8 protein-coding genes are annotated in these 13,467 nt (G+C 46.2%); 5 read left to right on the top strand and 3 right to left on the bottom strand.

The window, feature by feature from the left end; genetic code table 11:
- Positions 1–297 precede the first annotated feature (297 nt).
- From dnm_RS04490 to dnm_RS04475, 4 genes are all read left to right on the top strand, one after another.
- Positions 298–1,590 carry a TRAP transporter large permease gene (locus dnm_RS04490; protein ID WP_207681513.1) on the top strand — a complete coding sequence of 431 codons (1,293 nt, stop codon included), beginning with the start codon at positions 298–300 and terminating at the stop codon, positions 1,588–1,590.
- Between the two features lie 183 nt (positions 1,591–1,773).
- Entirely contained in the window at positions 1,774–2,943 is a 1,170-nt protein-coding gene (gene acd, locus dnm_RS04485; protein WP_207681512.1) for a glutaryl-CoA dehydrogenase Acd, read from the top strand.
- A 12-nt stretch (positions 2,944–2,955) separates the two neighbouring features.
- On the top strand, positions 2,956–3,093 hold the full coding sequence (locus tag dnm_RS04480; protein ID WP_207681511.1) for a hypothetical protein: 138 nt from the start codon (positions 2,956–2,958) through the stop codon (positions 3,091–3,093).
- Positions 3,094–3,170: 77 nt separating this feature from the next.
- Complete coding sequence (locus tag dnm_RS04475) at positions 3,171–3,560, top strand: carboxymuconolactone decarboxylase family protein (protein WP_207681510.1); 390 nt, start codon at positions 3,171–3,173, stop codon at positions 3,558–3,560.
- A 314-nt stretch (positions 3,561–3,874) separates the two neighbouring features.
- Here the strand turns inward: dnm_RS04475 and dnm_RS04470 are convergent, their stop codons facing one another.
- From dnm_RS04470 to dnm_RS04465, 3 genes are all read right to left on the bottom strand, one after another.
- Complete coding sequence (locus dnm_RS04470; protein ID WP_207681508.1) at positions 3,875–10,648, bottom strand: YbhB/YbcL family Raf kinase inhibitor-like protein; 6,774 nt, start codon at positions 10,646–10,648, stop codon at positions 3,875–3,877.
- Positions 10,649–10,779: 131 nt separating this feature from the next.
- Positions 10,780–10,878, bottom strand: a complete 99-nt coding sequence (locus tag dnm_RS30700; RefSeq protein ID WP_219739701.1) for an NAD(P)H-dependent oxidoreductase — start codon at positions 10,876–10,878, stop codon at positions 10,780–10,782.
- A 218-nt stretch (positions 10,879–11,096) separates the two neighbouring features.
- Entirely contained in the window at positions 11,097–11,663 is a 567-nt protein-coding gene (locus dnm_RS04465; protein ID WP_207681507.1) for a flavin reductase family protein, read from the bottom strand.
- A gap of 882 nt (positions 11,664–12,545) precedes the next feature.
- On the opposite strand from dnm_RS04465, the gene dnm_RS04460 reads away from it, so the two are divergent.
- Entirely contained in the window at positions 12,546–13,244 is a 699-nt protein-coding gene (locus dnm_RS04460) for an ABC transporter ATP-binding protein (protein WP_207681506.1), read from the top strand.
- Positions 13,245–13,467: the final 223 nt, after the last annotated feature.

Here is a 13,467-nt window from a genome sequence, read left to right as displayed (position 1 = left end):
TAATCATACAGAATTTTAAATCATCTGGTGACAAACTTTGCTTGACAGGAAAAAAAATCAAAGCTAATAAAAGCTATATTAAAGCTAAAATATAGCTTTTATGTAAAAGTGATTTGTGATTTGTGATTTGCAATTTTTTTGTCATTGGTCACATCATGTTTCCTTGTGAACGGGGCAATTATGACCGTTTAAGATAATGGCTGCCAGGTTCGGATATAAATATGACACATTTACCAGAATCATTCTTAACATCTGACACTTTCATATAGGTATAAGAGAAAGAAGGAGACCTGCTTTATGGAATTAAATCACCTTATTGTCCTGCTGATTCTTTTAGGAACAATGGCTGCATATGTTCCTGTGTTTATGTGCCTTTTCTTTACAGCATTTCTGAGTTTTGTGTTTTTCACGGATCTGCCTGTTCTTCTGCTTGCTCAGACACTTTTCCGGAGTCTGGACAAGTTTGCCCTTGTTGTGGTTCTCTTCTTTATTCTGTGTGGTAATATCATGACAGCAGGTTCCATTGTGGAAAAACTTATCAAAGTTGCGAATATACTGGTCAGCTGGCTCCCCGGAGGGCTTGGGATGGCCGGTGTCTTAGCCTGCGGTCTTTTCGGTGCCATTTCCGGTTCCACTGTTGCCACGGTCGTTGCCCTGGGGGGATTTATGATTCCCGCACTTTTGGATAACGGATATGATGAAAAATATACACTGGGACTTATGACGACTTCTCCCAATCTCGGGGTGATCATTCCTCCCAGTATCGGAATGATTCTCTACAGTATGATCAGCAATGTGTCCCTGGAAGGACTGTTTCTGACAGGGTTTTTGCCCGGCGTCCTCATCATGGGAGGCGTCTGTGTTTATTCATATCTTCTTCATCGGAAAGCGGAAATCGTGCGTATGCCGGTCCCGACGCCCGGGGAAGTTCTGGGTGCCTTAAAAGAGGGATTCTGGTCCCTGATGCTGATTGTAATTATCTTCGGAGGAATTTTTTCCGGGGTTTTTACAGCCAATGAGGCCGCAGTGGTTGCCTGTGTCTATGCCTTTATCGTGGAGATTTTCATACACAAATCCATGAAACTGGGTGATGTGAAAAAAATTACGGTCAGTTCCGCGGTGACCTCTGCCACACTCTTAATCATTGTGGCCGGAGCCACCTGTTTCGGCCGTTATCTCACCTTGGAAAGTATCCCGGGAAAAATCACCGAGGCCGTGCTTTCAAGCATTCAGTCTCCCATTGTGTTCCTTTTGGCTATGAATGTGTTACTTCTGATGGTGGGGATGTTCATGGACATCATTTCAGCCACCCTTATACTCGGACCGGTGTTTCTGCCTATGCTGGGGGCATTTAATATTGATCCCATGCACTTCGGACTGATTATGACTGTCAACCTGGCCATCGGATACTGCTCTCCTCCTATGGGCGTGAGTTTATACATTACGGGAGCCATTGCGAACCGAAATATCATTTATGTATCCAAAGCCGTGATGCCGTTTATGGCAATACAGATTGGCGTATTGCTTCTGATAACATATCTTCCCGATGTGGTTCTCTGGTTTCCGAGGCTTTTGGGGTTTATACAATAAAATAAGCTTATTAATCGCCAGTATATTTTGCCTGGCATGAAAAGATGATAAGATTTGCAATACTTCGCAAGGCTGAGATTTGATTCATGCTGACAAATATATGCTCTGGTATTTAACGAGGGGGGACCCGGTTTTGTTTTGTCCGCCCTGTATATGTGAATTTAATTAGGAGGTTTTACTTAAATGGATTTTGCTTTATCAAAAGAACTTGAAATGATCAGAAAAGCAGCTCGTGAATTTGCTGCAAAAAAGATTGCGCCAAATGCAGATGAATGGGACAATAATCATTATTTCCCTTATAAAGAAGCGCTCAAGCCCATGGCTGAACTGGGATTTTTCGGAACAGTGATTCCCGAAGAGTATGACGGAGAAGGCATGGACGACGGCTGGCTTGCTGCCATGATCATCACTGAGGAAATTGCAAGGGCTTCAAGTTCTCTCCGGGTCCAAATCAATATGCAGACCCTCGGATGCGCCTATACCATATATAAATATGGTAACGAAGAGACCAAAAAGAAATACATCCCCAAACTGGTCAACGCTGAGTATGTCGGAGGCTTCGGCATCACAGAATCCGATGCGGGTTCTGATGTTATGTCCATGGCATCAACCGCCGAGGACAAGGGCGATCATTGGCTTTTAAACGGCTCCAAAACCTGGATTTCCAATGCCAGTTATGCAGATGCTATCATTTACTATGCCTATACGGACCGTTCCAAGGGATCAGCAGGACTTTCTGCTTTTGTTGTGGAGCTTAAAAATTTTAACGGCGTAAAGACCACATCATTGGAAAAGATGGGATCTCATTCCTCACCCACAGGCGAAATATTCCTTACTGACACTGTGGTTCCCAAAGAAAATATTCTGGGAAATCCCGGTGACGGTGCCAAGATTGTTTTTGGTTCTCTGAATCAGACCCGTCTTTCTGCTGCTGCAGGCGCTGTCGGTCTTGCCCAGGCATGTCTGGATGTCGCGACCAAGTATTGTAATGAACGGAAACAGTTCGGAAAGCCCATTGGCAATTTCCAGATGAATCAGGACATGATCGCCCAGATGGCCACAGAGGTTGAAGCTGCCCGGCTTCTGGTTTACAAGGCTGCATGTGCAAAAGATCAGGGAAAACTGAACAACGGACTTGATGTGGCCCAGGCAAAATATTTTGCAGGCGAGGCTGTTACCAAATGCTCCAATTTCGCCATGCGGATTCTCGGGGCTTATGGTTACTCCACCGAGTATCCTGTTGCCCGTTATTACCGGGACACGCCCACCTATACCATGGTGGAAGGTTCCGCCAATATCTGCAAATGGATCATCGCTCTGGATCAGTTAGGAATTCGTAAAGCGAACCGGTAGAAAATTTGAAACTTGAAACTCGAAACTCGAAACTTGTTCCGAAGATCAGGTTTCCAGTTTCAAGTTTCAATCGTTCAGTTTGAAACTCGAAACTCGAAACTTGTTCCGAAGATCAGGTTTCCAGTTTCAAGTTTCAATCGTTCAGTTTGAAACTCGAAACTTGTTCCGGAGATCAGGTTTCCGGTTTCAAGTTTTCAATTTCAGGTTTTATATAAGGAGTTTTTCTTTTGAGTAAAGAACTTGTCGAAAAAACACAAAAAACCGCCGCACTCTATTTCAAAGATGTTACCGATGAAAAGCCGTTTGATCTCTGGAGAGCGTTTGACAAAGACCTTGGAAAAGACCTGTCTTTGTTTATCACCGGCCAGATGTATGCCAGGGAGAAGATACCCCATAAAACCAGGCAGCTGGTTACCATTGCAACGCTGACGGCACTTTCCCGGGTGGATGAACTGAAACTGCATATTCAGGCCGCGCTGAATGTGGGATGTACTCCGGAAGAAATTGCGGAAGTCATTTTTCAGACATTTACTTACGGAGGAATACCGACAGTCAATTCTGCGTTGAAAACATTAAGGACGGTTCTGGAGGAAAAAGGGATGTGGCCGCTCAGTTAATGCCGGTTCATGGTTCAGCATAAAGTCGGGTGTCATTCTTTTTCTGTGAGGATGATGAAGTTTAAAGCCACATTCTTTTGTCAGGGATGTGGCTTTTTTGTGCTTTGCAAAAGATGCCCCCGAAAATCTCTGTTACTCGATGATCAAGTTTTTTGACCCGATTCGAACAAAACCGTTCGACTGAGTTCACGCCGAAGCCTGCGAAAGCAGGAATGACAGAAAAAACTTGAACATCGGGTGTTGCCATTTTGCCTGACTTTAACGCATTTTTGAGAAACGCCCGGCAGTTCATTACCGGGCGTTAATTCGTCTGCTTACTGATAACTGATCTCTGTTCCCTTGCTCTCCATAGCAGGAATATCAGCTGTTTTCGCCTGATCAGACAGCGGATTGGATTTTAGGTACAAGTTCTCCAAGATTGTCAGATTCGCCAGTTCGCTGATGTCGCTGATCTGATTTTCAGACAGGAACAATTCCGTGAGATTCGTCAAGCCTGCCAGTGCGCTGATATCGCTGATATCGTTGTCATCCAGGTCCAGATATGTCAGATTCGTCAATCCGGCCAGAGGGCTGAGGTCACTGATCTGGTTTTCAGACAGGAACACTTCCGTGAGATTTGTCAGCCCGGCCAATGCGGTGATATCGCTGATATCGTTGTAATCCAGGTCCAGATATGTCAGGTTGGTCAGGTCTGCCAACGCGGTGATGTCAGTGATCTGATTTTCAGACAAAAATAAATCTGTGAGATTCGTCAGTTCAGCCAATGCGGTGATGTCGCTGATATCACCGGAACCCAGGTCAAGATATGCCAAATTCGTCAGCACAGCCAACGCGGTGATGTCGCTGATCTGATTTTCCGAGATATCCAGATCCGTCAGACTCGTCAACGCAGCCAGTGCGCTGATGTCTCGGATGTCGTTGTAATCCAGGTTTAAAGATGTCAGATTCATCAATGCGGCCAGGGGGCTGAGATCGCTGATCTGGTTGGATCCCAGGTCCAGTTCCGTGAGATTTTTGCAATATCCGATTCCCGACAGGTCTGAAATTTCCCGCTCAGAAGCGTAAAGTATGTTCACTGAGTCCAAATCCTCAAGGAACACTTCGTTTTCCTCAGCCACCTCCAGATGTTCTCTGATGACCTGGCGCAGATTGGGATCCGGAATCAGATTCTCTGTTACCATTCTGGAATACGCGCCTGTGAATTCAGCCTGTCCCAATATATGACCTTCCATAGCCTCGGTTATTTCATCTTTGGAAGTCCCGGCCGGATTTAACTGCTGAACATCGAGCGCATACAATTTGAACTCATAGTAATGTGTTCCCGAAGGCGGACAGGGGCCTTTGTAATACTCATTATCTGTTTCCCATGAGTTTGCACCATGTTTTGCGCCGTTCGGAAGGCTGTCACCACCTGAAGCACCTGCATCTTCTGAAAGGGATGATATTTCAGCCGGAATATCATAAACAATCCAGTGATTCCATACAGATCCCGCCACAGATACCGCATCAGGGTCATCCACGATTAATACAAAGCTCTGAGTTCCCTCCGGCGCATTGGTCCAGGATAATGGCGGAGAAATATCCGTTCCGTCGCAAGTGTAAATCTGAGGAATGGCCTGAGTATCAGAAAAAGCACTGGTCCCGAAGCTGAAATCACCAAGGATAAGATCACTGCCGTCACAGTCCTGATCTATTCCGTCATCAGGTATCTCCTCTGCTCCGGGATAGGCATTGTGATCTGTGTCATTACAATCTCCTTCGTTTTCCGTGTAACCGTCGCCATCGTCGTCCGAATCATCCCCGTAAACAATAATAACGTCTCTGTCCTCCAGCGCAGGAAGATCAGCGATTCTTGCTTCCTCGGACAAAAATTCGGGGCTTAAATGCAACTCTTCCAGACTGGTCAGATCGCTCAGGACGCCGATATCACTGATCTGGTTTTCATCCAAATAGAGCGTTGTCAAATTGCTCATGCCTGCCAACGCACTAATATCACTGACGGAGTTGACACCTATATTAAGATAGGTCAGATCGGTCATATCCGACAATGCGCTAATATCACTGATTTCATTGCCATACACAGATAATGCTATGAAATTTGTCAGGTCAGCCAGCGGCAACATACTAACATCACTGATCTGATTTTCACCTACCCACAAAGTGGTGAGGCTGGTCAGTCCGGACAGCGCACTGAAGTCGTTTATCTGGTTTTCGTTCAAGGTCAGTTCTGTCAGACTGGTCAGCCCGGCCAGGGGGCTGATATCGCTGATGCCGTTGTTATCAAGGAACAATGTGTCCAGGTTCTTTAAATTGGATAATACACTGATATCGCCAATCTGATTATCATCCAGCGCCAGGTAAGTCAGATTCGTCAGCTCGGATAACGGACTGATATCGCTGATGCCGTTGTTATCCAGGAACAATGTGTCCAAGTTCTTTAAATTGGATAATACGCTGATATCGCCAATCTGATTATCATCCATCGTCAGGTAAGTCAGATTCGTCAGCCCGGCTAATGGACTGATATCGCTGATATCATTGTCATACAGACCCAGATAAGTCAACCTTGTCATTCCTGATAACGGACTGATATCACTGATATGATTGCCATACAGATCCAAAGTTGTCAAATTTGTCAGCCCGGCTAACGGACTGATATCTGAAATATCACCATTCATCAGTCCCAAAGCTGTCAGATGGGTCAGTTCGGCGAATGCGCTGATATCACTGATGCCGTTAATGCCTACAGCCAGTTCTGTCAGACTTGTCAGGTCAGATAATATGCCAAAATCCGCCTTGGTGCTGACACTAAAAGCCAAATCGGCCAGTTGTGTCAATTGGGTCAGTACGCTGAAATCACTGATCGGATTTCCATATAAGGACAATACGTTCAGATCCGTCAGCCCGGCCAGTGCGCTGATATCGTTCACTTCGTTGAAGGTCAGATTCAGTTCGGTCAGATTTTTGCAATATTCGATTCCTGTCAGATCTGAAATTTCCAGTCCGGGAGCAGAAAGCGTTGTCAGCGAATTCAGATCAGTGGTTGTCAGTTTGTACTGGTCAGAAAAGCCCAGGTTAAGTCTGATGGCCTGTGCCAGGTTCGGATCCGGGATTTCAACGATTTCACCAGGCATTCCGCCCTTCACCAGCACACCAATATCCAGCGTACCGTCATCAGAAGAACTTGCAAAGCTCCCGAAGGTCTTGCTTCTGTCCATTTTACCGCTTTGAACGGTTATGGTAACTCCCTCTTCAACGGTAATTGTTCCGGTGAGCATACCGTTTTCATCCAAAGCCAACTGTCCGCCGGTGTATGTCCCGGTTGCGCCGCCCGAAGAAGTATAATCACCTCCGGTCACATTACCGGAATTATCAACCTCCAATGCTCCGTAAAACCAGTATTCCTTACCTGATTTTGTATTGGTTTCCCAGAAATATCCGTTCCACACGCCCTCAAGATCAGTTGTTGCAAACGAGCCGCCGTCCCTGATCAATATACCGGTATCCAACGTCATATCACTGGAAATACTTACAAAACTCCCCATGGTTTTGGTGGGAAGCATTTTGCCGTTCTCAACCATGATATCGGTTCCGTCCGAGCTTGTAACGGTTCCGGTAAGTATGCCGTTTTCATCCAGGGACAACTGGCCGCCGGTGTATGTCCCGGTTGCGCCGCCCGAAGAAGTATAATCGCCGCCGGTCACATTACCGGAATTATCAACATCCAATGTTCCATGAAACCAGTAGGTTTCATCTGATGCCAGGTTTGTTTCTGTGAAGTATCCGTGCCACTTCCCTTCAAGATCACTTGTTGAAAAGAAACCGCCTCCCTTGACTAATATACCAAAATCCGCACCGCCGGTGACGCTCGTAGCCACAAGGCTCCCGACAGTCTTGCTCTGGTCCAGTTTGCCATCCTGAATTGTTATGGTTAAGTCATCCGGCAGAACCAGTGTTCCTTTTACTTTTCCATCCTCACTCAGAGAAAACTGACCTCCGGTATAGATTTGGACAGAGCCGTCCGGCCTAGTAAAATCGCCGCTTGTAACTTTGCCGGCATTATCAATCTCTATTGTTCCGAAACCCCAGTAGGTGCCAGTTTTCTGATAGGTCTGAGCGATATACATATACCATGTGCCCTGAAGATCAGATATGTCAAACCCGGGGGTTTTTGGTTTAAAGGCTGCCGTGACAGTCTGTGCGTCGTTCATGGTCACAGTGCATGGGGCTGTGCCGCTGCATCCGCTGCCTGTCCATCCGGCAAATTCCGATCCCTCGTCTGCCGTGGCTGTAAGGGTGATCTGAGTGTTCTCATCATAGCTTTCCGAGCAGTCATAGCCGCAATTGATGCCATAAGGAACACTGGAAACATTTCCCGAACCATTTCCGTCTTTTTCCACCGTGAGCATATATGTGGCTACAGACCTGTTAAAGTAGGCCGTGACAAATTGTGACTGATTCATGGTCACAGTACACGGACTTGTGCTGATACATTCGGGCGCACTCCATCCGGCAAAGATTGAATTCACATCTGGTGTGGCGGTCAGCGTGACCTGTGTATTTTCATCATAGGTCTTTGAACAGTCATACCCGCAAAAAATATCGGAAAAATCATCGGAAACGGTTCCCGAACCCGTGCCGCTCTTTTCCACTGTCAGCATATACTGCGGCGCAAAGGTTGCGGTAACGGTCTGGGCCTGATCCATTGTCACCACACAGGCATCTGTTCCGCTGCAAGCCCCGCTCCAGCCGACAAACCCAGAATCTTCGCCAGCCGTGGCAGTGAGGGTGATTGCCGTATTTTCATCATAACTTTCCGAGCAGTCATCCCCGCAACTGATGCCTTCAGGATCACTGGAAACCGTTCCCAAACCGGTTCCGTTCTTTTCCGCTGTCAGCAGATATTGCGGACTTACAACATTAAAAGTTGCGGTAACGGTCCGGGCCTGATCCATTGTCACCACACAGGCATCTGTTCCGCTGCAAGCCCCGCTCCAGCCGGTAAAATCAGAACCTTCGCCAGCCGTGGCAGTGAGAGTAATTTCCGTATTCTCATCATAGCTTTGGGAGCAGTCATCCCCGCAACTGATGCCTTCGGGATCACTGGAAACCGTTCCGGAACCGGTTCCGTTCTTTTCCACTGTCAGCACATACTGCGGTGTTAAGTCATCACCAATCATCTCCACAATTGTATATGCTCCCTGATGCGCCTTTCTGGAGAACTGGGTTTCAGGATTTTCCACAGTCTCACGCCCCAGGACACGATCATCGTCGTGAACCACAAGAACACGCTCCTTGCTTATCACGGTGATTCCCTCGGCTTTATGGGCAAATAGCAACGGAACCGAACCCTCTTCCTTATATACCAGAGAGAGGCTCTTGCCAGCATTCAGGTCATCAAGGGGCAATATCCAGAGAAATCCCCCGAGTCCCTCATCAGTGACCTCTCCGTCCGTGTCTTCCTCAAAGCTGGTGATCATGTACAGCCGGTCGTTATATTTGTCATATTCAATTCCGGAAAGCGCCACTGTATGGCCGAGCTCTGTTCTTTCCGAAGGATCATAATCATAAATCAGCGCGTAGTCATCCGCAAGAATCATCTCGCCATCTGTAATCTCATAGGAGACAGAAACGATTTTTACAGCATAGTCAAAGATGCTATAGTTTTCTCCCAGCTCGCGTATTCCGAATAACAATTTATTTCCCGGAATAGCGGCAAGCCCCTCAATTTTGAAATAAGGCACGCCTTCGGGAAACTGGGCTGTTGTGAGAGCAGCGGACAGTTTTTTCCGTAATGATACAGAACTGGTAACGCCGTCAGTTGCGGAAGGCGACACCACTTTCACGGCGTCCGGCGAGCCGGACGGCCATATCAGGATGGTATTGTAATTATCCCATTCGGCTGAATCAGTTTTGACCCGATCAAACCCTGTTACAGCGATCACATGCTGTCCGTCAGGTGTCACAGTCATATCTTCATATTTTATGGCGTTGACAAACGGTGAGGCTGTCAGATAAGTAACCGATGCGCCTGACAACCCTTCGTAAGGGACAGAGAAGACAGACGAGCGATTATCACCAGGTATCGGCTTGTCACTGGCCAATATGATGTCTGTTCCGTCATAAGCAATCGCCGAAGTTTCGCAATATACAGGTTCCCCCTCCGATGTCTGCAATCCCTCTTCAAAAGCGTTGATAAGTCCCTGTTCGGCAATTCTGGATTTTACAGAGACAATCTCCGGTTTGTCAAAGGTCGCGGTGACCGTCTGTGCCTGATCCATTGTCACCACGCAAGTATCTGTGCCGGTGCATGCCCCGCTCCATCCGGCAAACTCAGAATTTTCATCTGCCGCGACCGTGAGGGTGATTTGCGTATTCTCATCATAGCTTTGGGAGCAGTCATCCCCGCAACCGATGCCTTCGGGATCACTGGAAACCGTTCCCGAACCGGTTCCGCCCTTTTCCACTGTCAGCACATATTGCGGAGTCACAACAGTAAACGTTGCGGTAACGGTCTGCGCCTGATCCATTGTCACCACACAGGCATCTGTGCCGCTGCAAGCCCCGCCCCATCCTGAAAACGCCGCATTTTCGTCGGGCGTGGCCGTGAGGGTGATTTCCGTATCTTCATCATAGTCTTCCGAGCAGTCATCCCCGCAACTGATCCCCGCAGGCTCGCCTGACACCGTTCCCGAACCCGTGCCGTGTTTTTCCACCGTCAGCGTATGCTGCTGCGTTACAGAAGGCTCACCAAAAATCGCTGTGACAGTCTGTACCCGATCCATTGTTACCACACAGGGACCGGTCCCGCTACATGCCCCGCTCCATCCGGCAAACTCAAAATCTTCGTCCGGTATGGCAGTGAGAGTGATTTCCTTATCTTCATGATAGCTTTCCGAGCAGTCATCCCCGCAACTGATACCCGCAGGCTCGCTTGAGACCGTTCCCGAACCTGTGCCGCCGTCTGTTTTCACCATCAGCAGATATTCCTGCTTCCAGTCACTGTTATCACAGCCGGAAATGACAAACAAAAAGAGCAAAGAAAATGCAAAGAAAATATGAAATAAAGATTTAACCGACAATCTCATGATAAATTCTCCTTAATGTCCTAATAAAGTTAGACATATGTTTATCCATGTATCTTTTTCAGGAGCCATGCCATATTCTGTCCCAGAACTTTCATGGTCTGAATGCCTTCCTCATCTTTTCCACATCCCCTTCAAATCCCTCCTCTTCGAGTTTCCCCATCACATATCTGATTGAGAATGGCAGTATTCCCGTCTTTACGGGCACTGCCGTTGAACGCAATAATCTTCATCTTTTTCCCTCCGTTCACCTTTTAGTTTTTTTAACTCCTGACACCTGGCCCTCTGTTTAAGTTTCTTCCCTTCCCCGGTCTTTTCCCGCATAGTCGCCAACGGTACGATAGCTGTTATCCGACATTGTCAGAACCAGGGGATTTATTTTTTTCATATCAGGCTTGTCATGCGTGAGAAATTTTTTTTCGGTGTAACCAGACCACAATCTCCCCGATGATCACGCTTTTCTCCCGATATCAAATGCCTGTCCCAGATATTTCCCAATGCCATGATAGGTTCGGATTTCGGGGCCGAAAATAACCGGTCTGACTTTGGAAATATCGGGAAGTCCTTTTTCATTTAGCACGGCTTCCTCAGCTTTGACATCCATGACCTCACCGATGAACTGGGTGTGAAGGCCGATTTCATTGACATGAATCACTTTACATTCCAGCACCAGCGGGAATTCCTTCACATAAGGCGCTTCCACAAACTCACTTTCCACCGGAGTCAGCCCCGCGGCTGCAAATTTATCCGTGTCCTTTCCCGATACAATTCCCGCATAATCCGCTTTGTCAGCATATGCCTCGGAAGGAACACTGATGGTGTAAGCTCTCCTTTCCATAATATTGCCGTAAGTGTAAGTTGCTTTTCTCAGTGATACTGAAACGCATGGCGGTTTGGAGCAGCAAATCCCTCCCCAGGCCGCAGTCATAATGTTGGGTTTGCTATTTTTGTCATACGTTCCCACCAGCCATACTGGTGTGGGAAAAACAAGGGTTTTGGCACCTAATGATTTTTTCATATTTCCTCCTTCTGCCATCTGGTTTTTACAAAAGTATTAGGTGTTATAAGCACTCTGACAAAAGTTTTCCAGGATTTTCCATACATAAGCAAAATACCGAAAAATTTATAGCAGAGTACTCAGGGGTCAGGTGTAAGTGTCAGGCAATTTTCGAAAAAGAACATACTGTTTTTTTTCAGTTTGTAATTCATGAATCGCCTCAGGTGTTATGAAAAATTACAATTTTTCATGCGTTGTTGTGACTGGCAGATCATGCCCGTTTGTATGAAAAAGTTTCAGATATTAAATGGTAACTGTAATAATGCTTCGGACAGATTTCGAAAATTAAGACAGTATAAAAATATAACCTGCTGAAAACAAAGGGTTTATTTTTTTGAATTAAAAATCATAAAATTTTATAAAATCAGTTGGTTATAAAAATTGTCCGAATCATTGCTGTAAAAAAATACAAATTTTTTATATGTCGTTGTGACCGCCGAATCATAGCCGTTTATAGAAAATATTTTACTGTAAAATCATAACTCGTTAAGTTTGTCAATTATTATGAAATTATAATTCTATAATTTATTTTATAATTCTATTTTTACTTGCAGATTTTGCTATAAATCCCGGCATATTTTTTTGTCTGATGAGATGAATGACTGAATTTTTAACTCAGGAACGGATAAGCGTTCACTCCGTAATCAGGCTTGAACATATGGCTTTATGATTGACAAACATGCGGCATTTTTTTATATTGATTTGTAATTATCGTCAGTCAGACGCGGTGAGAAGAACAGAAAAAACAAATTTTCAGGATAAAGAAAACCGCTCATCCGGCGGAGCCGGATGAGATGAGAAAGAATAAGCAGATTTGATAAGGCTGTCGGGAGATACTGAGCTATGCTTGAAGTAAACAATATTCACACCTATTACGATCTGAGTCATATTTTATTTGGTGTTTCACTTGAAGTTTCCAAAGGCGAAATTGTCTGTCTCCTGGGCAGGAACGGCGCAGGAAAAAGCACCACCATGAGAAGTGTCATGGGACTGACGCCTCCCCGTGAAGGAACTATCCGATTTAAAGGAGAGGACATCACGGGTAAAAAGCCTTATCTCAATGCCCGGCTGGGAATGGGGTATGTTCCGGACGACCGGAGGGTTTTTGCGGATCTCACGGTTGGTGAAAATCTTGAAATTTCGGGAAAAAAGCCTCTGAACGGGGACGGATGGAACAAAGACAGCGTATATGAATTTTTCCCGCCTTTAAAAGAAATAGATGGCAGGAAAGCCGGTTTTTTAAGCGGCGGAGAACAGCAGATGCTCACCATCGGCCGTGCGCTGATGACCAATCCGGATTTGCTGCTGCTGGACGAACCCACCGAAGGGCTTGCCCCCTTAATGGTAAAAATGCTTGAAGAACAAATTGCCAGGCTCAGAGATACCGGTTTGACTGTCCTGCTGGCCGAACAAAACCAGGAGGTTGCCATGCGCCTGAGTAACAGGGCTTATGTTATTGATAACGGTGTGATTCGGTATCACGGAACCATCGAGGAACTGAAGAAAAATGACACGGTGAGAAAAAAATATTTGCTGGTCTGATTCTGACCTGGTAATAAATTGCCGGGTTGTTTTTCGGAAGCCTCAGTGATTTTGCCTGACACTGATCTTCTGTGCTTTTATATAGTTCAACCAGTGTCCGATCAGATAAGTTTTATGAAATTATAAAATTCCCCTCTCCGCTCCTGTCTGACGGGTGAACCTGACGACGGCTCTGATTTGCCAATCCGAACAGAGCAAAACGGGGGGTTGACATCATTTACCA

The sequence above is a fragment of the Desulfonema magnum genome, from assembly GCF_017377395.1.
GTDB lineage: Bacteria > Desulfobacterota > Desulfobacteria > Desulfobacterales > 4be13 > Desulfonema_C > Desulfonema_C magnum.
This window is presented reverse-complemented; position numbering and strand designations above follow the sequence as displayed.